Source organism: Coprococcus sp. AF99-45 (assembly GCF_027663865.1).
GTDB classification, from domain to species: domain Bacteria; phylum Bacillota; class Clostridia; order Lachnospirales; family Lachnospiraceae; genus Allocoprococcus; species Allocoprococcus comes.
Map to the genome: position 1 here is coordinate 24,639 of NZ_JAQDGZ010000023.1, position 24,580 is coordinate 49,218.

The following is a 24,580-nucleotide window of genomic DNA, read 5'->3' on the forward strand; positions in this document are numbered from 1 at the left end:
AGATAAAGGGGACTATAATTACAATGTTTAAAAAGATAGCAATAAAGACAGGAGTACTGACTACTGTATTTATTCTTGCAGTTATCGTATCCAGTTATGTGACGAACAGAGGCAACACTGATATGAGTGCAGATATGGGAGGTGCGACACTGCCAAGAATATCCTTTATGACAGAAGGATATGAAGTGAACTCACTGCCGGGATATAAAAGCGATATGACGCTTACTTCAATGCGTGATACACTGACACCCGTCACAAATAACCAGCTGGATATGAACATTGCAAAATATGATAACCAGATCCAGAAGGTTTACTGGCAGGTATATACACTGAATGGGAAAAAATGTATTCAGGAGGGAACCATTAAAGATGTTCAGGATACAGTAACTTTAAATTTCAAGAATATGAAGATCCTGAAAGAAGAGAGAATTTTGAAAGTAACCTTGTACCTGGATAATCAGAATATTTATTTTTATACCAGGATTAAGAATTCGGCAGATTGCAACTATAAGAAAAGCCTGGATTTCGCAAATGATTTCCACAATGCTGCACTCGAAAATCAGGGTGATAAGGTCGAAAGCTATTTGGAAACAGATTCCAGTGAGGACAGCTCCACCTATCAGGAGGTCACACTTGCATCGACACAGTCACAGGTGACATGGGGTTCGCTTGCACCGCAGGTATCGGGAAATGTATACTGGGAAATTAAGGAATGCAATGAGAATTACACATCACTTGTCCTCAAATACCAGGTAAAGTGCACCGGGGATACTGATTATGCTGATCGGCTTTACAGTGTAAAGGAATTCTTCCGGATCCGCACCGGGGAAGATGCACAACAGTATCTGCTTGATTATGATCGCACGATGAATCAGAGATTTGATGGTAAGACAACTGCGCTGAACCAGAAGGGTGTTCTTGTTGGGATTGCGCCGACGGACCTGGAGTATGAGACTAATACAGATGGAACCATTGTAGCATTTATAGAGGATAACCAGCTCTGGCATTATGATAAAAAAGAGGATGAAATGTCACTGGTATTCGGCTTCGCAGATGCGGAAAACATGGATGTGCGTACATTATGCGACCTGCATGATATCCGCCTGATTTCAGTAGATGAAAAAGGCAATACCACATTTACTGTAGTGGGTTATATGAATCGCGGTGTACATGAAGGGCAGGTAGGTGTAGCAGTCTATTATTTTGACGCAGAAAAAAATTCCGTTACGGAAAAAGCATTTGTCCCTAGCGAAGACGGATATTATCTGATGAAAGAGGATCTGGGTAAATTTGTATATTACAGCAATTCTGATGAAAATCTTTATGTAATGATAGATGGTACATTGTATCTTGTGAATCTGAAGGACAACACCAGAGAGGTGCTGGTGAAAGATCTGGAGGAAGGGCAGTATCAGGTTTCACCAGACGGACATCTGCTTGCTTACCAGAGTGAGGGCGGAAAGATCAATGAGTCGCAGAAAATTATCGTGCTGAATCTGAAGACGGGCAAATCCTTTGATATTACATCCGAAGGAGACGAATATGTCAAACCGATCGGATTTATCCGGAATGATTTTGCCTATGGCATGCTGCGTGGAAGCGATGCAGGAACCAATATATCCGGACAGAGTGTGTACCCGATGTATAAAGTGGATATCATCACGCAGAAACAGGAGATAGCCAAGACCTATGAGGTACAGGATTTTTACATTCTGGATGGCTATGTGGCAGACAATATGATGACACTTAATCGGGTGAACAGAAATGAGAATACCTATATTTCAACAACGGCAGATTATATTACCAACAATCAGGAGAAGGAAGAGAGCAATATCACAGTTGAGACCTACAATGATGATCTGCGGGGAACTCTGGTTCGTCTTACTTATGAAAATGGGATCAAAGACAGCAAAGCAAAAATTTTAAAACCAAAGCAGGTACTGTTTGATAAACCGATGGTTGTCAGCTTTGACAAACCGAAGGTAAAGAATCAGTATTATGTATATGCACTTGGCAGTCTGCAGGGGGTGTATGAAAAAGCATCTTATGCGATCCAGGAAGCGGAGAAGATAAAAGGTGTGGTCATTTCTTCATCACAGGAATATGTATGGGAGTCCGGAAATACGCCGGATATTTATGAAGTAAATAATATGGATGAGTTCCGGACAGGAGAAGGTGAAAGTACACTTGCAGCGTGCCTGAACCGGATCCTGAAGCTGGAAGGCGCAGAAGATATAAATGCATCAACAGAGCTGGAAAACGGAAAGTCGCCGGCAGAAATCCTGACAGAAGCAACCGGTGGAGAAGGTTTTGATCTGACAGGATGTACACCGGAAGAAATTCAATATACCATCAGTCACGAGACACCGGTCGTTGCCATGTTAAGTGCAGATCATGCAGTACTGGTAATCGGCTATACCAGTGAAAAATATGCTTATATTGATCCGGCTGACGGAGAACGTCATTCGGCTACGCCTGAAGAGATGGCGCAAATGGTAAGCGGCAGCGGAAATGTATTTTTTGGTTATGTAAAATAAATTTGGAGGACGCAAATGAGAGACGAGAAATATTTAGAACTTCTGGCAGAAAAATACCCAACTGAGCAGGCGGTCTGCCGAGAGATTATTAACCTTAAAGCAATCCTCAGCCTGCCAAAAGGGACAGAGCACTTTATGAGTGATCTGCATGGAGAATATGAGGCATTTTGCCATATATTAAATAACTGCTCCGGTGTGATTCGGGAAAAAGTAGATCTGTTGTTTGAAGATACTTTATCAGATCTGGATCGGGAAGAAATCTGTACGCTGATCTATTATCCAATTGAAAAGCTTGCAATGATAAAAAAGGAAGGAAAAAATAATGAAGAGTGGTATCGTGTGATCTTAGGAGAACTAATCGATATCGCAAGATTATTTTCATCCAAATACACCCGCTCAAAAGTAAGAAAAGCGATGCCGAAGGAATATGCCTATATTCTGGATGAACTGATCCATGTACAGAAGGATGAAGATGATAATCAGCTGGTGTATCACCGCAATATCCTGAATACGCTCCTTGAACTACAGAATGCAGATGAATTTATCGAGGTGCTTGCCGGATTGATTAAACGGCTGGCAGTCGATCATCTACATATTGTCGGAGATATTTTTGACAGAGGTCCTTGTGCAGACCGGATCATGGATCTCCTGATGACTTATCATTCCATCGATATTGAGTGGGGCAATCATGATATCCTGTGGATGGGGGCAGCGGCAGGAAGCAGAGCCTGCATCGCAACAGTTATCCGTAACAATCTGAAATATGATAATATGAAGATCATGGAGAATAGCTATGGGATCAGTCTGCGAAATCTGACCTTATTTGCAGAAAAGATATACCCGCAGATCGATCCGATGGAAGCGGCACTGAAAGCAATTTCTGTACTTCTTTTTAAACTGGAAGGCCAGGTGATCCTGCGTAATCCGGATTACAAGATGGAAGATAAATTGCTGCTTCATAAAGTGGATGTGAAACGTCAGGTTGTTGAAATTGGCGGAAAAGAATATAAGATCAAGAAGGAAGAATTTCCAACTGTAAGTTTTGCAGCTGAAAGTGTGGAAGAAGTCTATCAGCTGACCGAAGAGGAAGAAAATGTAATGGAAGGTCTTCAGATGGCTTTTGTGAACAGTATCCGCCTGCGACAGCATATAGATTTCCTGTATAAAAAAGGAAGTATGTACCGGATCTTCAACGATAATCTTCTGTATCACGGCTGTGTGCCGCTGGATGAGAGCGGAAACTTTGACGGCGTTGTATTTGGGAAGAGATGCTATCGAGGAAGAGAATATCTGGACTATGCAGAGCATGTTGCCAGAAGAGCCTGGTCGAAGGAGGCGAAAGAAAAAGACAGAGACTTTATGTGGTATCTGTGGTGCGGAAGAAAGTCTCCACTTTCCGGAAGAAATACGAAAACCTTTGAGCGTACTTATGTGCTGGATGAGTCGACATGGTATGAAGAATCAAATCCATATTATAAATTCTACGAAGAAGAAAAGGTCTGCAATATGATTCTGCATGAGTTTGGTCTTTATTCCGAGCGTGCTCATATCATTAATGGGCATACACCGGTCAGAACTTCAAAAGGAGAGCATCCGGTCCGTGCGAATGGAAAATTAATGGTCATTGATGGAGGTTTCTGCAAGAGCTACCATAAGACTACCGGAATTGCCGGGTATACACTGATCTTCAATTCCCATGGTATCCGGATCAAATCCCACCAGCCTTTCCTGAGTGTGTATGCGGCACTTACGGAAAATAAGGATATCGAGTCAAAATCAGAACTGGTCGAGACCGAAAAAGAACGTTTGATGGTGCGGGATACAGATAGCGGAAAGAAGATCAAGGAGGATATTGAGGCACTTAAAATGCTGCTCCGTGCATACCGTGAAGGGGAGTTGGAATAGAGTGAAAAAGATTTTTGCATGCGCTTTATGTGTTGTCATGACAGTTAGTTTATGCAGCTGTGCAGGATGCCGGAAAAAGGAAGAAACAAAAGCGAAAGAGAAAGAAACCATTGAATTATGGCATTACTGGGATATACCGGATAATCAGAGACATCTGGAAGAGCTGGTAGAGCAGTTTAATAAGATGCAGGAGGATATTAAGATAGAGGTATCTTATATTCCGGATGAAGATTTTAAAAAACAGCTTGCCCTGGCGATGTCGGAAGAAAAGATGCCGGATATTGCCGTAGTGGATTCCTCGGACTTTCAATTTCTACATCATATGAAAGCGTTTGCTGATCTTACAGATGCTATTCCGGAATTAAAGGAATATAACGAAAAAGCATTGGAACCATGTACGATAGATGGAAGAATTTATGGGCAGCCTTTTGGTGTGAACTGTACAGGGATGTTCTATAATAAAAAACTCCTGGAAGAAAATGGATGCGAAGTTCCGGAAAGCTGGGAAGAATTTCAAGAGACAGCGGCGAAGATCAGCAATGAAGATGTAAAAGGGTTTGCGATCACTGCTTTACAGACAGAAGAAAGTATGTATGAATTTCTGCCGATCTTATGGTCAATGGGAGGGGACGTGTATAGAATTGCAGAAGAAAACAGTAAAAAGGCATTTCTTCTGCTGGATCAGATGGAAAAAGAAGGAAGTCTGAGTCTGCAGAGCATTTCTCTTACCATGGGAGATCTGACAAATCAGTTTCTAAAAGGAAAAATTGGGATCATGTTCAATTCCTCTATGGCGATTGACAGTATCAGGGAAGGAAACCCGGATCTGGAATTCGGTGTTGCACCGATTCCGGGAGGAGAGACATCGGTTTCGGTAGCCGGAGGAGAAATTCTGGCAGTAGCGGAGAATGAAAAGAAAGAGTATGCAATCCGTTTTTTAAAGTTTCTGGCAGATAAAGACCGAATGAAAGAATATATTGATGCATTTGGTTTTCTTGCACCGCGTCAGGATATTATGGAACAACAATTTGCCGAAGATCCGGAAAAGAGAACATTTATAAAAATGTATAAGGCTGCCGGGATTCGTGAGATTTCTCCGGAATGGCCACGGATTTCCCTGACACTTTCCGATACTCTGAGACAGATACTGGTGGAGGAAGAGGATCCGCAGACAATATTGAATAAAAGTGCAGAAAAGATAGAGAAAATCGGAGCAGAGAAATGAAAAAGAAAAATCTGAGACAGATTCTGATTCCTGCATTTATTATTACGGCATGCATTCCAATCACTATTTTTACAGTGATATCGCAGGCACGTCTGAAAAAAAGCACCCTTGATAATATGAACAATCAGGCAGAGGCAGATCTTCAGAAGTCAAATCAGTGTCTGAATATGACATTGGATAAGTATGAGACGATCCTGTATGATATCACTACGGCTGAAGACTTTTTAAATCTTGCGGTTACCGCGAAAGAATCTGCTGATATTATGGAGACAGATGCCTATAATATGCGAAGTGAATTTTCACATATCTGTAACAGAAATCAGGGTGTGGACGGGATTCAGCTGGTATTGGCAGATAGAAAAAGAATCTTTTATGACAGGCTTTCTTCTTCTTCGGTGAACAGTTCCTGGATTGAAAAGGTTGCAGTTCCGGAGACAGAAGAGATGCTGTCTTATACGATGGATCAAGAGAATGAAAATCCGGAAAGGATGTTTCATATCAGCCGTAAGGTAGTAAATTACTGGGATATCAGTGAAGATCTGGGAGAAGTGATTCTGTCAGTCGATGCAGATGAACTGAGTTCCGTGCTGGATGTTGGAAAAGGATCGGAAATATATCTGATAGATGACGGAAGGATCGTCGGAGCGGAAAATGAAAAATTACTGGGCAGGACGGAAGATATTTTAGAGACGAAAAGGGTCAGTCAAAAATCCATTACAAATACCAGGAGCGGCTGGAAAATCGTATTGTGCCAGTCGCTGAGTGAATATCAGAGAGCAATCAGAGAACAGATCGTATTCTGGCTGCTGCTGGCAGTGGCAGTGCTGCTTGTTTTTGTATTTCTGATCTATAAAGTTACAGAACCGGTCATGGTATCGGTAAATGAGATTGTAGATGCGATGAAAAATCTGGAGAAAGATAATTTCAGGGAGAAGCTTGCAATCAAAGAAAATGACAGTATAGAAATACAGAAGATATCGGAAGGCTTCAATGATATGACTGAGCGGATCTATCATTTGATCGGTCAGGTGAAACAATCTGCATTGGAGCAGAAGAATGCAGAAATCTCAGCGTTGGAGGCACAGATCGATCCTCATTTTCTATATAATATCCTGGATACCATCAACTGGAAAGCCATTGAAAATGAGCAGTATGAAATCAGTGAGATGTTAGTGGCGCTTGCCGAAATCCTGCGTTATGCCATTAATGATGCAGGGGAACTGACAACGATCGAAGCGGAAAAGGTATGGCTGGAAAAGTATATTCTTCTGCAGCAGGAAAAATTAGGAGAAAAAATCGAGCTGATATTTAAAATACCGGAGGAATTGGAAACTTATAAAATTCATAAAATACTGCTTCAGCCTTTTGTGGAAAATGCGATCAAGTACAGTTTCCGCGGATGTAAGGGCGAACACCGGCTTACCATCGAAGCTGTGAAGGCAGAAGAACAATTACATCTGATCATTGTAAATAATGGGCAGTGTATTGAGAAAGTCAGATTAAAAGAACTCAATGAAGGAACGAAGATAAAGAATCATCTCGGAATTTCCAATGTGAGAAAGCGGTTGGAACTCTATTACGGAGAAGATACAGCAGTTTATTTTGAAAATATTCTTTCGGGTGGCGTGAAAGTACATTTATTTATTCCGATACAGGGAGGAAATGACGATGCGGATAGCAGTCATTGAAGACGAGAGACCGATTCGTGAGGGGCTTGTACATATTTTGAATAAAATCAGTCCGGAATACCAGGTGGTAGGAAGCGCGGAAAATGGGCGAGAAGGTTTAATTCTTCTTGAAGAACAGGATCCGGATCTGATCCTGCTTGATATCCAGATGCCGGATATGAACGGTCTGCAGATGTTAAAAGAAGCAAGAGAAAGAGGAAGTATGACTAAGGTTGTGATTCTTACGGCATACTCTGACTTTGATTATGCAAAAAAGGCAATTGCACTCGGAATAGAAAATTATCTGCTAAAGCCGGTTAATCTTACGGAACTGAAGAACACCCTTTCTAAAATCAAGGAAGAGATATTCGTAGAACAGAGAGGGAAAAATTCTCTTTCACTTGAAACGGTCATAAAAGATGCGTTAGAAGGCGAGTATGAAGAGGATTCTAGGTTAGAGGAGACGCTTTTGGAGAAATATGGGTTCTCCGGCAGAAAACAAATTTACTGTATGTATCTTTTTATGGGAAAGTATTATGATTCCGAACAAAAAGAAGCAGAGCTTTTTTTAGAAGAATTCCGGGAACATAATCCGGACAAAAAAATGTGCTGGTTATGGAGAGAGAAGAAGCAGTCTGTTTTTATCTGTTTTTATGATGTGAAAGCAAAAAAAAATTTTATACAGTATTTGAAGCAATCGGTAGTACCGGCTTTTTCTATGAGAATTCATGATCATGGGGCATTTGCGGGAAAAGAGTGTCAAGGGTTGGGAGAACTGGCGGAGATTGAAAATGCGCTGACCGAAGCATGCGGATGGCATTTAATACTTGGCAACCGGGTATTGATCAAGTGCAAAAAAATCGCGCAACTGAGGACAAATCGTTTTACTTATCCGGCAGATCTGGAGAATCAGGCAAGGAGTGCGGTAATCCATCTGGATTATCCTGCGTTTACCCGGTGCTTTCAGCAATTTATGGAGGCAGGATTACGTGAAGTCCACAGCCCGCAGGAAATCAGAGAGGTTTGTATCCGTTTTGCTTACGCTGTGATCAATACGGCAAAAGAGTGTGGAACATTACGAGATGAAGATCTGCTTGTCCAAAAAATATTACATACGATTTTAAATGCTGTTTTCTGGGAAGAAATCATGGATGCAATGCTGGAATTATTTGTCTGCATAGAAAATGATGAAAAAAAACAGACTTCGGCAGAGCTTCTGGTACAGAAAGCTCTTTCTATTATTAAAGAAAGCTACAGTGACGGAATTAATCTGGAGGAAACAGCCAGGAGACTGCATGTTACCGAACAGTATCTGGGTACACAGTTAAAAAAAGAAACAGGCTCTTCTTTTACGGAGATCATAAGGCGATATAAAATCGCACATGTAAAACAATTACTTCTGGATACGGAATTAAAGCTGAATCAGATTGCTTCAATGGCAGGTTTTTCGGATCCCAAGTACATGAGTAAGGTGTTTAAACAGGAAGTAGGGATGCTTCCGAACGAATATCGGAGGATGAATACATAATCAGTTTGTAAAATTCCTCTTTTTATAAAAAATTTTTCCTTTTTAAAAATCTGAATTTGCTATAGTAGGTTCAGAAATTGAGAAGAGGAGGAAGTAAGATGGAAGCAGCCGAAAAAATTTCCGTCGGAGTAATTAAAGAAAAAACAAAAAGTAAAGCAGTCAAAAAAGAAGCAGAAGGTATGCGGGTTTCCACCAGAGAAAAAGTCTGTTACGGAGTTGGTGATATCGGAGCAAACCTTGTGTGGACAACGGTAGCTTCATTCCTGACGATTTACTGTACAGATGTGGCAGGAATTGCAGCAGGAGTAGTCGGAACCCTGATGCTGATCGCAAGATTGTTTGATGGAGTATCCGATCTTTTTATGGGTGTTATTATCGATAAGACAAATACCAGATGGGGAAAGGCTCGTCCGTGGGTATTATGGAGTGCACCTCCGCTTGTTGTCAGTCTGATTATGATTTTTACAGTTCCGAATATCGGAGCAAACGGAAAAGCAATTTATATGCTGCTTGTATATATTTTCCTTGCAGCAGTTTGTTTTACTGCATCAAATCTTTCTTACAATACCATGCTTTCGCTGGTAACAACCGAGCAGCATGACCGAAATGTAATGAATACAATCCGGTTTGAATTTACAATGATCGCACAGCTGGTAATCAATGTGATTACGATTCCGCTGGTACATTTCCTTGGAAACGGCCAGAAGGGATGGACCTGCATGAGTATTATTTATGCGATCGTAGCACTTGGAATGTTTATTACAACATTTGCCGGAACAAAAGAAAGATATAAACCGATCAAACCGGAAGTGACTGAAAAGAAGAAAACACACCCGATTAAGACTATTAAAATTCTTTGCAGCAATAAATACTTTATTCTGATCACATTAGCATTTGCAATTATTTATACATCACTCGGACTTACCGGTGGATCAAGAATTTATTATGCAAAATATGTACTTGGCAATGAGATGATCAACAGTACAATGACATTATTTAACTATATCCCAACGATCCTTACGATCATGCTGATCCCTATTTTTGCAAAAAAATTTGGAAAGATCAAAGCATTATTTGTGGGCTTCCTGTTCTATGGAGCAGGACTTATTCTTGAAATTGCAGGACCGGTCAATCTTCCGATGATTTATGGAGGACTGGTTTTACAGGGAATTGGTCATGCGGCATTGTATTCCTGCCTGTTCGCAATTGTTGGAGACGTAGTGGATTACAGTGAATGGAAAGACGGAATCCGAGAAGAAGGACTTACTTACAGTGTAACCAGCTTTGGACAGAAAATCGGAACAGGTCTTGGGACAGCAGCACTTGGATGGATCCTTGCGGCAGGAAATTATAATGGAACGGCAGCTGTTCAGCCGGACAGTGCGATCTTTGCAATTAAGAGTCTGTTCTTATATCTGCCACTGGCTATCACAGTCGTTGTTTTAATCATCTGGTATTTATTTATGGGAATCGATAAGGTATATCCGACAGTCAGAAAAGAACTGGATGAACGTAGAAAAAACGCAAAACAGAATTAGAAATATAAGATAAATAGTAAAAGGATCGGATGGCAGTTCGCCATCCGGTCCTTTTTGTAATAGAAAATTATTTTGTCATAACGACAGCGCCATCATCCGTAATGCGGACCATGTATTCTACCTGAGCAGAAAGTCCGTCATCTTCGGTATAAACCGTCCAGTCATTGTCTTCATCAACAAAGAATTCCGGACTGCCTTCGTTAATCATCGGTTCGATGGTAAAGATCATACCCGGAACCAGAAGCATTTCGCTTCCCTTTGGTGTAACATAGCTTACCCAAGGTTCTTCGTGGAATTCAAGACCAACACCATGTCCGCCGATTTCCTCTACAACAGAATAACCATTTGCTTTTGCATGTGAATTGATCGCATCTGCAATGTCTCCGAGATGGTTCCATGGTTTTGCCTGCGCAAGTCCAAGTTCGACACATTCCTGTGTGACACGAACCAGTTTTTCGGCACGTTCGCTGACCTTGCCGATCATAAACATACGGGATGCATCTGAGAAATATCCGTCCAGAATGGTAGATACATCCACATTGATGATATCGCCTTCTTCCAGAATAATATTTTCATCCGGAATACCATGGCAGATCTCGTTGTTAATAGAAGTACACACACTCTTTGGGAATCCCTGATAATTAAGCGGTGCCGGGATTCCGCCGTGTTCGGTTGTATAGTCATAAACTAATTTATCAATTTCGGCTGTACTCATGCCTGCGTGGATATGAGCAGCTACATGATCAAGTACGGCAGTATTGAGATCTGCACTTTTCTGGATTCCTTCAATCTGAGGAATGGTCTTGAGCATATCTCTTGTCGGAACGATTTCTCCTTTATCTGCATGATATGCGATCTTTTCTTCGATCATAAGATGGCATTTTTTGTATTTTTTTCCGCTGCCACACCAGCACAATTCATTTCTTTCCATGAGAATACCTGACTTTCTTTTATAAATTTTTACGTGCAGAGTTTGATGTGATCACAAAAAATCAGATGTATGCCTGCACTAACTGTTTCACTTCTATAATATATCCATTCCGGAACAAAAAGTCAATCTGTGCTGTGCATTTCGCCAGATGTGATTCAAAATGCCAGACCAGGATGCGGTATGTATCGGTTTTGCAGCAGAACTATTGCTTGTATAGGACTCGGGAATCGGTTATAATACAAAGGGATTATAACTGAAAATAACAGACTGATCTGGAAAAGATGAACAGGGAAAGGATGGACAATTATGTTTAGAATTGGAATGCTTACCAGTGGTGGGGATTGTCAGGCACTGAATGCAGCCATGCGAGGTGTCGTAAAAGGACTTTGTTCAAAACGAAACGATGTGGAAATTTATGGATTTCAGGATGGATATAAAGGACTTATTTATTCGAACTTTGAGATGCTGACAGCAAAAGATTTTTCGGGAATACTGACGATGGGTGGAACAATCCTCGGAACATCCAGACAGCCGTTTAAACTGATGCGCGTACCTGGACCGGATGGGATCGATAAGGTCGAAGCGATGAAGCATACTTATCACAAGTTGAATCTGAACTGCCTAGTAGTACTGGGAGGAAATGGAACACATAAGACTGCGAATCTGTTAAGAGAAGAAGGACTGAATGTGATTACACTTCCGAAGACGATCGACAACGATCTGTGGGGAACAGATATGACATTTGGCTTTCAGAGTGCGGTAGATATCGCAACGGAAGCAATTGACAGAATCCATACAACTGCAACTTCACACAGCCGTGTATTTATTGTAGAGGTTATGGGGCATAAAGTAGGATGGGTAACACTTCATGCCGGAATCGCAGGCGGAGCAGATATTATTCTTCTCCCGGAGATCCCGTATGATGTGGATAACGTAGTGCGTGCGATCAAGAGCCGTACAGAGGCAGGAAAGCATTTTACGATCATCGCGGTTGCAGAAGGCGCGATCACAAAAGAAGATGCAGCCCTTCCGAAGAAAAAATTAAAAGAAAAACAGGAAAAGAAGGGCTATCCGTCTGTGGCATATGAGCTTGCAGAGAAGATCCAGAACCGTATGGATCAGGAGGTTCGTATCACAGTGCCGGGACATACGCAGAGAGGTGGAAGCCCGTGTCCGTATGACCGTGTGCTTGCAACCAGACTTGGAGCAGCAGCAGCAGACCTGATCTTAAAAGAGGACTACGGATATATGGTAGGAATCAAGAACGGCAACATCCGCAAGGTTCCGCTTGGAGAGGTTGCCGGAAAGCTGAAGATGGTAGATCCGAAAGCGGATATCATCAAAGAAGCCAAGATTGTCGGAATCAGTTTTGGCGATGAGTAAAGGAGTAATTTAACATGTCATATACTGCCCTGTATCGTAAATTCCGTCCTGCGGAATTTGAAGACGTAAAAGGACAAGATCATATTATCACAACGCTGAAGAATCAGATAAAGGCGGACAGGATCGGACATGCATATCTGTTCTGTGGCACAAGAGGAACCGGAAAGACAACAGTAGCGAAGATTTTTGCAAAGGCAGTCAATTGCGAGCATCCGGTAGACGGAAGTCCCTGTGGGGAATGTACCATGTGCAAAAATATTGCAGCCGGTACTTCCATGAACGTCATTGAGATCGATGCGGCTTCCAACAACGGTGTGGACAATATCCGTGAGATCAGGGAAGAGGTATCCTACCGTCCGACGGAAGGAAGATATAAGGTGTATATCATCGATGAGGTGCATATGCTTTCAATAGGTGCATTTAATGCTCTGTTAAAGACTTTGGAAGAACCCCCGGAATATGTAATCTTTATTCTTGCAACGACAGAGGCACATAAGATTCCGATCACGATTTTATCCAGATGCCAGCGCTACGATTTCAAGCGTATTACGATCGATACGATCGCAGCGCGGTTGGATGAACTGATGAAAAAAGAACAAGTTGAGGTAGAAGAAAAAGCAATCCGCTATATTGCGAAAGCGGCGGACGGATCCATGCGAGATGCACTAAGTCTTCTGGATCAGTGCATTGCGTTTTACCTCGGACAGAAGCTGACCTACGATCATGTTCTTGAGGTTCTTGGCGCGGTGGATACGGATGTATTCAGCCGGCTTCTCAGACAGATCATCAGCCAGGATGTGGGAAAGGTACTTGCTACCGTAGAAGAGCTTGTGATGCAGGGAAGAGAACTGACGCAGCTTGCGGCAGATTTTACCTGGTATCTGCGCAACCTTCTTCTGGTGAAGACTTCGGATAATATGGAAGATGTGCTGGATGTATCGACGGAGAATCTGGCGCAGCTGAAAGAGGAAGCACAGATGATCGAATCCGGGGTGCTGCTCCGGTATATTCGTATTTTTTCCGAGCTGACAAATCAGCTCAAATACGCAACACAGAAAAGAGTGCTTCTGGAAGTAACACTGATCAAGCTTTGCAAACCGCAGATGGAGAGTACGAAGGACAGTCTTCTGGACCGGATCCGTGCACTGGAAAAACAGGTAGAAGAAGGAAGTTTTGCAGTTGCGCAGCCGCAGGAGAGGGTTGTTTATGTAAATGGTGAAGCACCGAAGCCACAGCCAAAACCGCAGCTTCCGAAAGCACTGAAGGAAGATGTAAAGCAGGTGACATCCAATTTCCGGAAGATTGCAAACGAAGCATCAGGAATGCTTAGAGGCTATCTGAAACAGGCAAGACTCAGCGTGGACAATCAGGATAGACTTCTGATCGTTCTGCCGGATGAGATCAGCGCCAGCGTGGTAGGAAGCGAAGAACATAAGCAGGAATTAAAAGATCTGATTGAGAAAAAAATCGGCAAGACTGTGGAGATTGATGTGCGTCAGGTGGAGAACGGGCGCCATTTTGAAGACAGTTTTGTGGATATAGAAAAAGTGATCAATATGGAGATCACGATTGAAGATGAATAATAATTAGGAGGATTTATAGTTATGGCAAAAAGAGGAGGATTTCCAGGAGGCGGAATGCCGGGAAATATGGCAAATTTAATGAAGCAGGCTCAGAAGATGCAGAAGCAGATGGAAGAGCAGGCAAAAGAGATGGAAGAGAAAAGTTTTACAGCAACTGCAGGCGGCGGAGCTGTAGAAGTGACCGTAAGTGGTAAAAAAGAAGTCCAGAAAGTAAAACTTCAGGAAGAAGTTGTGGATCCGGATGATGTAGAGATGCTGGAAGACCTGATCATGGCAGCAGTCAATGAAGCACTTCGTCAGGTCGATGAGGCAAATACTTCCGCTATGAGCAAGCTGACTGGCGGACTTGGCGGAATGCCGGGAATGTTCTAGAACGGGAGTGTAAAAGATGGATTATTACAGCAGTCAGATCAGTAAACTGATCGAAGAATTATCAAGACTGCCTGGTATCGGAGCAAAGTCAGCCGGAAGGCTGGCTTTTCATATCATTAATATGCCGAAGGAACAGGTAGAACAGCTTGCAGCGACACTGGTAGATGCAAGAAATAATGTAAGATACTGCAAGCAATGCTGCACGCTTACTGACAAAGAATTATGCCCGATCTGTGCCAGCGAGGAGCGGGATCATAAGACGATTATGGTTGTGGAAAATTCCCGAGATCTTGCAGCTTATGAAAAGACTGGAAAATATAACGGTGTGTACCATGTACTTCATGGCGCAATTTCCCCGATGCTTGGGATCGGACCTGGAGATATCCGGCTAAAAGAGCTGATGGAGCGTCTTCAGGGGGATGTGGATGAAGTGATCATCGCAACCAATTCCAGCCTGGAAGGGGAGACTACTGCGATGTATATCAGCAAACTGATCAAGCCGACAGGAATCAAGGTCAGCCGGATCGCAAGCGGCGTGCCGGTCGGCGGCGATCTGGAATATATTGATGAAGTGACGCTTCTGCGTGCACTGGAAGGACGTACAGCACTTTAGGTGACTTAACGTGACTTAAGGACTGCGAGGAGTGCCGGAAACGTATGCATTTGAAAGAAGTAAAGATATGAGAAAGAAGAAAGTAACCTCTTCGGATATCGCACATGCGGCAGGTGTGTCGCAGGCAACGGTATCCATGATCCTGAATAAAAAATATAATGTATCATTTTCAAAAGAAACGATCCGTAAAGTGGAACAGATCGCAGAAGAGATGGGATACGAAGTACCGAAAAGAAAGACACGCAGAGAAAGCAGGAAAGAAAAACTGATCGTCGTATTTTGTTCCAACCTCACGAACCCTTATTATGTTATGTTGCTTCAGGGGATTGAATCCCGTGCAAAGGAGCAGGGATATGGACTGTTTGTGTGCAATACCCAGAGGGATCTGAAGATGGAGGAGCGGTATCTCAGGATGATGCATGAGCTGAAACCGCTTGGTATTATCTATACCTGCAATCCAAGTCATTGTTTTATGGATACGATAGAAGAGTTGGCAGAAAAAATTCCGATCGTAATTATCAATAACCAGAATGAGCATCTGAATGTAGATGCAGTGGAACTGGATAATTCCAAACTCGGAAGGATGATGGCAAAGCATCTTCTGGATCTGGGGCATCGGAAAGTAGCGTATATTGCACCACCTCTTACAACCAGACAGAAGCAGCGCTCCAAAAGGGTGGAAGGATTTCTGAAAGAATTTGATGCTGTTGGATTAAAAGACAATGTGATCATCAAGGCAGCAAATGAGTCGATCGATATGAGCATCCCGAATATCGATTCGGAGTATAAGATCGGATATGATCTGACGAAAGAGCTTTTGAGAGAACATAATGATATTACTGCGATCGTCGGATTAAATGATATGATCGCATTTGGAATCCTGGATGCACTTCACGAAGAAAAATATAAAGTTCCGGCAGATATTTCCGTAATGGGATGTGATAATACACTGTTTGCAAAGATGCATAAGGTGTCGCTGACAACGATCGAGCATTTTGTCGTTTTCAAAGGGCGGGATGCCTGTGATATCATTATGAAAAAGATTCTTTCTCAGAACAGCCAGTATTCAGAGATCCAGCCGATCAGCACCTACCATGTAGAATATGAACCTCGTCTGATCGTGCGTGGAACGACGTCTTATGCGAAAACAAAAAAAGGGAAAAATTAGTTTAAATTCAAAAAATATTAGTAATATTTCATAGTTTATGTCTCTGAAAACGCTATAAAATAAAGAATTATCCAAAAACGGCATCAAAAAATTACTAATAAAATAGTTAATATTAACGTGAAAAATTACTAATAAAAACATATGGCTATTGACCTGTCAGAGTAAATTGCGATATAATTTAACCAAGTCAGGCAATCAGATAAAAAGAGAGATTCCTGATAACGGGAAATACGAATTTTCATGTTCATAAGGAGGAAAACGAAATGAGATTTTTCATCGACACAGCAAATGTGGAAGACATTAAAAAAGCTAACGATATGGGAGTTATCTGCGGAGTTACAACAAATCCGTCACTGATCGCAAAAGAGGGACGTGATTTTAAAGAAGTTATCGCAGAGATCGCATCTATCGTAGACGGACCGATCAGTGGAGAAGTAAAAGCAACAACTACTGATGCAGAAGGTATGATTGCAGAAGGTAGAGAAATCGCTAAGATCCATCCGAACATGGTAGTTAAAATTCCGATGACTGTAGAAGGACTGAAAGCTTGTAAAGCTCTTACAGCTGAAGGAATCAAGACAAATGTAACACTGGTATTTACAGCAAACCAGGCACTTCTTGCAGCAAGAGCAGGGGCTACATATGTATCGCCGTTCCTTGGGCGTCTGGATGATATTTCTGTACGTGGAACAGAACTGATCGAAGAAATCGCTGAGATGTTTGCAGCGGCCGGAGATATTGATACACAGATCATCTGCGCGAGCGTCCGTAACCCAATGCACGTTACAGAATGTGCACTTGCAGGTGCTGATATTGCAACTGTTCCTTACAAAGTAATTGAACAGATGACACATCATCCGCTTACAGATGCTGGTATCGCAAAATTCCAGGCTGATTACAAAGCAGTATTCGGAGAATAAAATTTACAATCGGAATAATTTACTGTCGGAAGAGCATTAATTTGCGCTTCCGACAAAGTGACTAAAAATAAACTATTTCAGGAGGCATATTTTCATGAACAAGTCAGAACTTATGAAAACTGCAAATGAAATCCGTAAGAGCATCGTGACAGCAGTACACGCTGCCAAATCCGGACATCCGGGCGGATCTCTGTCAGCAGCAGACATCTACACATATTTATATTTTGAAGAGTTAAATATCGATCCTAAGGATCCTAAGAAAGCAGACCGCGACCGTTTCGTTCTTTCCAAAGGACATACAGCTCCGGGATACTATTCTGCACTGGCACACAGAGGATTCTTCCCGGTAGAAGACCTCAAGACACTTCGTCATACAGGATCTTACCTTCAGGGACATCCGGATATGAAGCACATCCCGGGTGTTGATATGTCAAGCGGATCTCTGGGACAGGGAATCTCAGCAGCAGTAGGTATGGCTATTTCTGCAAAACTGAGTAATGATGACTATCGTGTATACACACTTCTCGGAGATGGAGAAATTCAGGAAGGACAGGTTTGGGAAGCTTCTATGTTAGCAGGATTCAGAAAACTGGACAATCTGGTAGTAATTGTAGATAATAACAACCTTCAGATTGACGGACGTATTGATGAAGTTAACTCACCATACCCGATCGACAAGAAATTTGAAGCATTTAACTTCCACGTAATCAATATCGATGGACATGATTTTGATCAGATTGCAGCTGCTTTCAAAGAAGCAAGAGAAACAAAAGGAATGCCGACAGCTATTATTGCCAAGACCATAAAAGGTAAAGGTGTTTCTTTCATGGAAGACCAGGCTGGATGGCATGGAAAAGCTCCGAATGATGAAGAATACAAGATCGCTATGGAAGATTTAGAGAAAGCAGGTGAAGCATTATGTCAGAAGTAAAGAAAATCGCAACAAGAGAAAGCTATGGTAATGCTTTAGTTGAACTTGGAAAACTGCATGATGATGTAGTAGTACTTGATGCTGACCTTGCCGGAGCTACAAAGACAGGAATGTTTAAGAAAGCATTCCCGGAAAGATTTATCGACTGTGGTATCGCAGAAGGCAACATGATCGGAGTTGCAGCTGGTATCGCTACAACAGGCAAAGTTCCGTTTGCAAGTACATTTGCAATGTTCGCAGCAGGACGTGCATTCGAACAGGTTCGTAACTCTGTCGGATATCCGAAGAACAATGTTAAGATCGGTGCTACACATGCAGGTATTTCCGTTGGTGAAGATGGTGCTACCCATCAGTGCAACGAAGATATCGCTCTTATGAGAACAATCCCAGGTATGGTAGTGATCAGCCCGGCAGATGATGTAGAAGCAAGAGCAGCTGTATTTGCAGCATATGAACATCAGGGACCGGTATATATGCGTTTCGGAAGACTTGCAGTGCCGGTAATCAATGATAATCCGGATTATAAGTTCGAGATCGGAAAAGGAATCGTACTTCGCGAAGGTAAAGATGTAACAATCGTTGCAACAGGACTTGAAGTGAGCGAATCTCTTGCAGCAGCTGAAAAGCTTGCAGCAGACGGAATCGATGCGAAAGTAATCAATATCCATACGATCAAACCTATTGATGAAGAACTTATTGTTGCAGCAGCAAAAGAGACAGGAAAAGTTGTTACCGTAGAAGAACATTCTGTTATCGGTGGACTTGGAAGTGCTGTATGTGATGTGCTTTCTGAAAAACTTCCTACACCTGTTCTGAAGATTGGTGTTATGGATACGTTCGGGGAATCTGGTCCGGCAGTTGAACTGATCAAGAAGTACGGACTTGATGCAGACAGCATCTGCGAAAAAGTAAAAGCATTTGTAAAATAATAAAAAAGGATTCTGAGAATCTATAATAAAAATGCCAGAACCGGTGTAAATCGGGACTGGCATTTTTGTTATGGATGAAAGGAAAGTTCTTGATCCGCTGTGGGAGTGAGAAGGATACAGCACCAGACCAGTGGCACTATAACCAGTTATATTTTGAGAGTGGCATATTTCCCGTTCTAGGAAAATATTTTCCGTATAATACAGCTTACAAGTCCAATTCCGCATAATGGAAGAAGGATTCCTTTCAGACTTCCATACAGCTGCAGACCGCCGGCAAGACCGGTCAGTGGTGATGGAGAAGAAGGAATTAGATTCCAGAACATTCCGGCAGCAACTACAGTTATACCGATGAACAGGAAAGAGAAAAGCCCCCGTCCGGTATCGACACGCTTTGTTCCCCTGTCTCCATAAGCACATGGTCCGGTCAGCGCCCACAGGAAGAAAATAATCTCCATAATCAGCAGAAATGCTGCGACGCCAAGGAAGGCACCGAGCGTATAATTCTTGGCATTTACCGCTGTGGCAAGTGAACCATATACCGGATAACAGCTCCAGAAATTCTTGAAAATATTAAATGCAATTATGGCGATCATCAGAAGCGTTACGCCACGGGCTCCGGTCTGCAGGAGTTTGCCGGTTATTTTTGCGCCTGTCTGCACAGTCTTTTTCACCGGAGTGGTGATGATCGAAGCGGATGGAGTGGAACGTTTTTTCCCGGAAGCTTTTGAACTGCCGTTTCCAGAGTTTCCGGAAGTACGTTTCCGGGCTTTTTTAGACCGCTCCTTTCGTGAATCCTCTGAAGGATCTTCGATGGAAGAGTGTTCCTTCTTTTTTACTTCCTCACTTTTGTTAGTTTTATTTACATCTCTTTGAGATTTCTTTTTACGCCTTTTTACGGTATCCCGATCCGGTACGTCAGCCAGATCAATGATATCAAAGTCAGTATCGTCTGACAGGTCTTCATAAATCTGTTTCATGTTACAATCAGCCTCCTCATTTTTGTTCCGCCCTATTTTATACCAGGAATTTGAAAGAAACAATATGAATCACAGAAACATCACAAAATCATAAGGAATTCTTTAGAAAAGAATGAGGTGGAACAAAAGAAATTTTGGTATACTTAAAGTATGCCGGGAAAAGGAACACGGCAGAAAAAAAGAGGGTAACCAGAATGGAAAAATTACAGAAAACGATAACTGAATTAAATGATAAATTAAAAAAGAAAAATAAAACACCGGAGGAGCAGGATGAAGAATTTGAACAGTTTTATGAATGCATCAAAGATATTGCAACCCATCCGGTAGTGCTGAGAATGAAGCTTTATCCGCATCATGGAGTGACAAACTGTTATCAGCACTGTCTTCATGTTTCTTACTATAATTATATCTGGTGTAAGGCACTTGGACTGGATGCAAGGTCAGCAGCGCGTGCGGGAATGCTGCATGATTTGTTTTTGTACGACTGGCATACCCATGCAAAGCGGACAGGGGATCATTTTCATGGGATGACGCATCCGAAAAGAGCGCTCATGAACGCAGAGAAATTTTTTGATCTGAATAGCATCGAACGGGATATTATCATCAACCATATGTGGCCGGTCACACTTTTTTCTGTGCCGCGGACAAAAGAAGGATGGATTACGACACTTGCTGACAAGTATTGCGGCAGTTTTGAGACTACACAGCGGAAAGAGAGCGATCCGGTAAAGAAAAAACGGGGAATGGACAGGATTGTCGAACGATTTTCCTATTTAGTAGACACAAAGCGATAAAAAGTGTGCTTTCCATATGATACGATAGCCTAAACTACAAAATATGCAGAATGAGGTGAGAGTATTATGGAAAACAAATTTCCAAAAAATGTACGTCAGATAGGAAATGTGAGTGATACTCCGAAGATTTACGTGGAAGATTATGTAGATACATTTCTGAATCAGATTTGTGATAAAGCAGATAAGGAACAGGCAGGTGCATTTCTGGTCGGTAAAAAAGAAGTAACAGAAGGACAGGAGTGTCTCTATATTTTTGGCGCGATCTGCATGGAATTTTCCGGTGATGAAAATGAAATCATTTCACAGGAGAATTTTGAAAAAGCAGAGCAGGAGAAAAAGGAATATTTTGAAGATGGTACGATGATTGGCTGGATGCTCTGCAGACCGGGCGTGCGAATGGTGATAGATACGAAGATATTCAATACCCATGAAAAATATTTTTCCGAAAAAAATACTATTTTCATATTAAAAGATAATGCAGAGGTGGAAGAACAGTATTATTGTTACAAATATAAAGAGCTGATGCAGATTGGCGGGCATTATGTTTATTATGAAAAAAATGCTGCAATGCAGAGTTATATGATTACGGCACGGAAAAAGATTGGCGTGACACCCAGCGAAGTTGTGGAAGATAAGGCTGCAAAAGATTTTCGCAACCTTGTAAAAGAAAGATTTGAGGCGCAGGAGCAGAAGAAAACTTCCAGGCTGACATACGTGGCGAGCGTGTTTCTGGTAATTGTGGTTCTGATCATGGGCGTGACAACCCTGAACAATTATGGGAAAATGAAAAGTGTCCAGTCATCCCTGGAATTTATACGTAATTCGATCATGAAGCAGGGCGAGGAAAAAACGCAGAAAACCAGTGGCGCAGTAAAAGCAGCAAATGAGCAACAAAATGAGAATACCGCTCAGTCAGAGCAGACGAATGATTCGCAGACAGAGGAACAGCAGGATCCGATGCCACAGCAGGGAGAGGGCTCTGATTCTGCTTCGACAGAGGAAGAAAAGGTCGATGATTCTTCGATGAGCACAATGCAGGAAATGAGTGAAGATATTTATATTGTAGAAAAAGGCGATACGCTAGCCAAAATCAGCAAGAAAGTATACGGGGACAGTGGACATGTAGATGCGATCTGCAGAATGAACGGGTTGTCGGACGGAAACCTGATTTTTATCGGACAGAAATTGATTCTGCCGTAGTTTTCTGTACATATGAATAAAAACTGTGGTATACTAACAACAAACTAACGACAGGAAAAGGACAGGTTATGGATGTGATAGTAAAGGTACGTGATCCGGACGAAAACCTGGAAGAGAAGATAAAGGCGTACAAAGTAAAAAAGAGAATAAAGACGACGGTAACGATTTTGGCGTTTGCGTTTGCACTGATCAGCAGCTATCTGCTTGTGAAATTGCAGACATATACAAGCTTACGGACTCTGCAAAGCTATAAAAATAAAGAGACAGAATCAAGTGATCTGAAATATTTGCAATATGCAGATGGAATGCTCAAATACGGACGGGATGGAATTGCGTATATCAATAAAAAAGGTGTAGAGCAGTGGAACCAGTCTTATCAGATTAAGGATCCGGTTATCAATGTGTCGGGAAAAGCGATGGCGGTCGCAGAGCGCGGTGGAAATGATATTTATGTTATGGATGAAAAAGGCGCGAAGGGAGAAATCCATACGAATTATCCGATCGAGAAGATAGCTGTTGCGGAAAATGGAATTGTCAGTACGATTTTAAATAACGAAAATTCACCAATGGTTGTGTGCTATGATGCGACAGGAAATGTACTGGTAGAGCACAGAGCTTCACTTACCGGAACCGGATACCCGATTGGAATCGCACTTTCGCCGAACGGAACGAGACTTCAGATTTCATATTTGTGTGTAGCGGATGGTGTCGAGGCAACAAGAGTCGGATACCTGAATTTTGATAATACAGAAGAAGCAAACAAAGAATATCAGGTTGCTGATGATGTTTACAAAAACACAATTGTTCCGACTTCGTTTTTTATAGATGAGAAGAAGTCTGTTCTGGTCGGAGACCAGTCGTTTATGATCTATAAGGAAACGGACAAGCCGAAGCTTTCTAAAACAGTAAAGCTGGATAAGCAGATTAAAAGCTTTTTCCATGACGATGAATATCTTGGGTTCATACTGAAAGAAGAAAGCGGAGAATATGAGCTTCGCCTGTATGATATGGAAGGAAATCAGAAATTATCTAAAACATTTACCGGGGAATATGGAAATGTAAAGATTGCAGATGGAAATGTTATCATGTATGATGGGACTTCCTGCCTGATTTATTCCAAGCTTGGTGTGAAGCAATTTGAAGGAACGACAGAATATGAGATAAAAGAAGTAATTCCGGTTTTCGGAATCAATAAGTACCTGGTGATGAATGCAGACGGACTTGCAGAGGTACGGCTTGTAAAATAGGAGTAGAGTATGGAAGTAAATATTTTATTGGTAATTGTCGGGGGCATTATAGCAATAGGAGCCATTGTAGGATTTGCCAAAGGTGCTGTCAGGATTGCTGTATCGCTTGGGGCGACGATCCTTACACTGGCGGTTGTGTATTTTGCAACGCCGTATGTCAGCAAAGCAATTTATTCGCTTACACCGATTGATGAGATGGTAGAACAGCAGTGTATAAAAACGATGACAAAAGCCTTCACGGGAGAAGCGGATACAAATTCGGGATTTACGGAAGAGCAGGTACGGGGAATCCTCTCAGCGGCAGGTGTATCTGAGCAGACATTGGAAGCAGCAGGAATTACTGTGGAAGATATTGTAAATGGTAATGTGTCAGATGAGATGCTGCAGCAGTATGGAATTTCACCAGATATCTTCGATGGACATGTGTCAACGGAAGAGGCAGAGCAGTCGATCATGGAGGCTGAGGTTCCAAAGCAAATGCAGATAGTGGCAATCGAGGGGGCAGATCTTCCAGATGTATTTAAGAATCTTCTTCTGGAAAATAATAACAGTGAAGTTTATCAGAAGCTTGGGGTAACGACATTTGCGGAGTATGTAAGCAAATATTTTGCAAAGCTGGTTATCGAGATTGTCGCGTTTCTGGTAACATTCCTGTTTGCAACCATTGTGATAAGAGCGGTTGTGTTTGCGCTTGATTTTGTGACAGCACTTCCGGTTCTGGGAATTCTGAACAGGCTGGCAGGAGTTCTGGTAGGGTCGACGATTTCATTTATTATAGTAGGGATCCTGTTTATCGTAATTACGCTTCTGTATACAACAACGATAGGAAAGCAGGCAATGGGAATGATCAGAGAAGATCAGATCCTTAGTTTTTTATATGATAATAATATAATTATGAAAATTGCAACAATGTTGAGATAAAAGACTTGACAATAGAAACTGATAATGGTATTATAAAAATCTGTCACGGAAAAGTGATGGATTTTTATTTATAATAAGGGATGTAAGGTAGCCTTTGAAAATAAAAATAAAAACCTCAAAAAATGTGTTGACAAAACAAAATACACATGATATTATATAGAGGTTGTCGCTGATAAAAATAGAAAGCGACAAAAAATAATTTAAAAAAGTT

At 41.9% G+C, this 24,580-nt stretch carries 20 protein-coding genes; 18 read left to right on the forward strand and 2 right to left on the reverse strand.

Annotation, left to right across the window (positions count from 1 at the left end):
• Nucleotides 1-23: 23 nt before the first annotated feature.
• The 6 genes from PGR14_RS13525 (at nt 24) to PGR14_RS13550 (ending at nt 10,400) form a co-directional block, all read left to right on the forward strand.
• Entirely contained in the window at nt 24-2,537 is a 2,514-nt protein-coding gene (locus PGR14_RS13525) for a hypothetical protein (protein ID WP_270223574.1), read from the forward strand.
• 15 nt (nt 2,538-2,552) lie between these two features.
• Nucleotides 2,553-4,442 (forward strand): fructose-1,6-bisphosphatase, encoded by a 1,890-nt coding sequence (locus tag PGR14_RS13530; protein WP_270223576.1) that lies wholly within the window; start codon nt 2,553-2,555, stop codon nt 4,440-4,442.
• Between the two features lies 1 nt (nt 4,443).
• Nucleotides 4,444-5,667: an ABC transporter substrate-binding protein gene (locus PGR14_RS13535; RefSeq protein ID WP_242856287.1), complete on the forward strand. Its 1,224-nt coding sequence runs from the start codon at nt 4,444-4,446 to the stop codon at nt 5,665-5,667.
• Complete coding sequence (locus tag PGR14_RS13540) at nt 5,664-7,355, forward strand: sensor histidine kinase (RefSeq protein WP_270223578.1); 1,692 nt, start codon at nt 5,664-5,666, stop codon at nt 7,353-7,355. The genes PGR14_RS13535 and PGR14_RS13540 overlap by 4 nt, the downstream gene beginning before the upstream one ends.
• Nucleotides 7,336-8,862 (forward strand): response regulator, encoded by a 1,527-nt coding sequence (locus tag PGR14_RS13545; RefSeq protein ID WP_195255218.1) that lies wholly within the window; start codon nt 7,336-7,338, stop codon nt 8,860-8,862. Before PGR14_RS13540 ends, PGR14_RS13545 begins: the two co-directional genes overlap by 20 nt.
• 98 nt (nt 8,863-8,960) lie before the next feature.
• A complete protein-coding gene (locus PGR14_RS13550) occupies nt 8,961-10,400 on the forward strand; it encodes an MFS transporter (protein ID WP_173685727.1) in 1,440 nt (479 codons plus the stop codon).
• 67 nt (nt 10,401-10,467) lie between these two features.
• Here PGR14_RS13550 and PGR14_RS13555 read toward each other — a convergent pair whose 3' ends face one another.
• Entirely contained in the window at nt 10,468-11,331 is an 864-nt protein-coding gene (locus tag PGR14_RS13555) for a methionyl aminopeptidase (RefSeq protein WP_055249318.1), read from the reverse strand.
• Nucleotides 11,332-11,637: 306 nt separating this feature from the next.
• Between PGR14_RS13555 and PGR14_RS13560 the strand changes: the two genes are divergently transcribed.
• The 8 genes from PGR14_RS13560 to PGR14_RS13595 all read left to right on the forward strand — a co-directional run bounded on the left by PGR14_RS13560 (nt 11,638) and on the right by PGR14_RS13595 (nt 19,230).
• Nucleotides 11,638-12,714: a 6-phosphofructokinase gene (locus PGR14_RS13560; RefSeq protein WP_008370976.1), complete on the forward strand. Its 1,077-nt coding sequence runs from the start codon at nt 11,638-11,640 to the stop codon at nt 12,712-12,714.
• Between the two features lie 14 nt (nt 12,715-12,728).
• Complete coding sequence (gene dnaX / locus PGR14_RS13565) at nt 12,729-14,297, forward strand: DNA polymerase III subunit gamma/tau (protein ID WP_008370974.1); 1,569 nt, start codon at nt 12,729-12,731, stop codon at nt 14,295-14,297.
• Between the two features lie 21 nt (nt 14,298-14,318).
• Nucleotides 14,319-14,669 (forward strand): YbaB/EbfC family nucleoid-associated protein, encoded by a 351-nt coding sequence (locus tag PGR14_RS13570; protein WP_022220696.1) that lies wholly within the window; start codon nt 14,319-14,321, stop codon nt 14,667-14,669.
• A 16-nt stretch (nt 14,670-14,685) separates the two neighbouring features.
• The gene (gene recR / locus PGR14_RS13575) at nt 14,686-15,282 is read left to right on the forward strand and encodes a recombination mediator RecR (RefSeq protein WP_008370967.1); all 597 of its coding nucleotides are present in this window, start codon (nt 14,686-14,688) and stop codon (nt 15,280-15,282) included.
• Nucleotides 15,283-15,349: 67 nt separating this feature from the next.
• Entirely contained in the window at nt 15,350-16,450 is a 1,101-nt protein-coding gene (locus tag PGR14_RS13580) for a LacI family DNA-binding transcriptional regulator (RefSeq protein WP_044998858.1), read from the forward strand.
• A gap of 263 nt (nt 16,451-16,713) precedes the next feature.
• Nucleotides 16,714-17,370 carry a fructose-6-phosphate aldolase gene (gene fsa / locus PGR14_RS13585; protein WP_008370963.1) on the forward strand — a complete coding sequence of 219 codons (657 nt, stop codon included), beginning with the start codon at nt 16,714-16,716 and terminating at the stop codon, nt 17,368-17,370.
• 94 nt (nt 17,371-17,464) lie between these two features.
• Nucleotides 17,465-18,301 carry a transketolase gene (locus PGR14_RS13590; protein ID WP_008370961.1) on the forward strand — a complete coding sequence of 279 codons (837 nt, stop codon included), beginning with the start codon at nt 17,465-17,467 and terminating at the stop codon, nt 18,299-18,301.
• Complete coding sequence (locus tag PGR14_RS13595) at nt 18,289-19,230, forward strand: transketolase family protein (protein WP_022220697.1); 942 nt, start codon at nt 18,289-18,291, stop codon at nt 19,228-19,230. Before PGR14_RS13590 ends, PGR14_RS13595 begins: the two co-directional genes overlap by 13 nt.
• A 176-nt stretch (nt 19,231-19,406) precedes the next feature.
• On the opposite strand, the gene PGR14_RS13600 is transcribed toward PGR14_RS13595, so the two are convergent.
• Nucleotides 19,407-20,207, reverse strand: coding sequence for a hypothetical protein (locus PGR14_RS13600; RefSeq protein WP_055158466.1), 801 nt, complete (start codon nt 20,205-20,207; stop codon nt 19,407-19,409).
• 194 nt (nt 20,208-20,401) lie between these two features.
• Between PGR14_RS13600 and PGR14_RS13605 the strand changes: the two genes are divergently transcribed.
• From PGR14_RS13605 to PGR14_RS13620, 4 genes are all read left to right on the forward strand, one after another.
• Entirely contained in the window at nt 20,402-21,001 is a 600-nt protein-coding gene (locus PGR14_RS13605) for an HD domain-containing protein (protein WP_270223583.1), read from the forward strand.
• A 66-nt stretch (nt 21,002-21,067) separates the two neighbouring features.
• Nucleotides 21,068-22,201, forward strand: coding sequence for a LysM peptidoglycan-binding domain-containing protein (locus PGR14_RS13610; RefSeq protein ID WP_256171278.1), 1,134 nt, complete (start codon nt 21,068-21,070; stop codon nt 22,199-22,201).
• Between the two features lie 68 nt (nt 22,202-22,269).
• Nucleotides 22,270-23,448, forward strand: a complete 1,179-nt coding sequence (locus PGR14_RS13615) for a DUF5711 family protein (protein WP_256171279.1) — start codon at nt 22,270-22,272, stop codon at nt 23,446-23,448.
• Between the two features lie 9 nt (nt 23,449-23,457).
• Nucleotides 23,458-24,369 carry a CvpA family protein gene (locus tag PGR14_RS13620; RefSeq protein WP_008370946.1) on the forward strand — a complete coding sequence of 304 codons (912 nt, stop codon included), beginning with the start codon at nt 23,458-23,460 and terminating at the stop codon, nt 24,367-24,369.
• Nucleotides 24,370-24,580 lie beyond the last annotated feature (211 nt).

Excerpts from the sequence above, each read along its gene's own strand:
- PGR14_RS13525 (WP_270223574.1), top strand. The coding sequence starts at position 24 with ATGTTTAAAAAGATAGCAATAAAGACAGGAGTACTGACTACTGTATTT.
- PGR14_RS13530 (WP_270223576.1), top strand. The coding sequence starts at position 2,553 with ATGAGAGACGAGAAATATTTAGAACTTCTGGCAGAAAAATACCCAACT.
- PGR14_RS13540 (WP_270223578.1), top strand. The coding sequence starts at position 5,664 with ATGAAAAAGAAAAATCTGAGACAGATTCTGATTCCTGCATTTATTATT.
- PGR14_RS13545 (WP_195255218.1), top strand. The coding sequence starts at position 7,336 with ATGCGGATAGCAGTCATTGAAGACGAGAGACCGATTCGTGAGGGGCTT.
- PGR14_RS13550 (WP_173685727.1), top strand. The coding sequence starts at position 8,961 with ATGGAAGCAGCCGAAAAAATTTCCGTCGGAGTAATTAAAGAAAAAACA.
- PGR14_RS13555 (WP_055249318.1), bottom strand. The coding sequence starts at position 11,331 with ATGGAAAGAAATGAATTGTGCTGGTGTGGCAGCGGAAAAAAATACAAA.
- PGR14_RS13560 (WP_008370976.1), top strand. The coding sequence starts at position 11,638 with ATGTTTAGAATTGGAATGCTTACCAGTGGTGGGGATTGTCAGGCACTG.
- dnaX (WP_008370974.1), top strand. The coding sequence starts at position 12,729 with ATGTCATATACTGCCCTGTATCGTAAATTCCGTCCTGCGGAATTTGAA.
- PGR14_RS13570 (WP_022220696.1), top strand. The coding sequence starts at position 14,319 with ATGGCAAAAAGAGGAGGATTTCCAGGAGGCGGAATGCCGGGAAATATG.
- recR (WP_008370967.1), top strand. The coding sequence starts at position 14,686 with ATGGATTATTACAGCAGTCAGATCAGTAAACTGATCGAAGAATTATCA.
- PGR14_RS13580 (WP_044998858.1), top strand. The coding sequence starts at position 15,350 with ATGAGAAAGAAGAAAGTAACCTCTTCGGATATCGCACATGCGGCAGGT.
- fsa (WP_008370963.1), top strand. The coding sequence starts at position 16,714 with ATGAGATTTTTCATCGACACAGCAAATGTGGAAGACATTAAAAAAGCT.
- PGR14_RS13590 (WP_008370961.1), top strand. The coding sequence starts at position 17,465 with ATGAACAAGTCAGAACTTATGAAAACTGCAAATGAAATCCGTAAGAGC.
- PGR14_RS13595 (WP_022220697.1), top strand. The coding sequence starts at position 18,289 with ATGTCAGAAGTAAAGAAAATCGCAACAAGAGAAAGCTATGGTAATGCT.
- PGR14_RS13600 (WP_055158466.1), bottom strand. The coding sequence starts at position 20,207 with ATGAAACAGATTTATGAAGACCTGTCAGACGATACTGACTTTGATATC.
- PGR14_RS13605 (WP_270223583.1), top strand. The coding sequence starts at position 20,402 with ATGGAAAAATTACAGAAAACGATAACTGAATTAAATGATAAATTAAAA.
- PGR14_RS13610 (WP_256171278.1), top strand. The coding sequence starts at position 21,068 with ATGGAAAACAAATTTCCAAAAAATGTACGTCAGATAGGAAATGTGAGT.
- PGR14_RS13615 (WP_256171279.1), top strand. The coding sequence starts at position 22,270 with ATGGATGTGATAGTAAAGGTACGTGATCCGGACGAAAACCTGGAAGAG.
- PGR14_RS13620 (WP_008370946.1), top strand. The coding sequence starts at position 23,458 with ATGGAAGTAAATATTTTATTGGTAATTGTCGGGGGCATTATAGCAATA.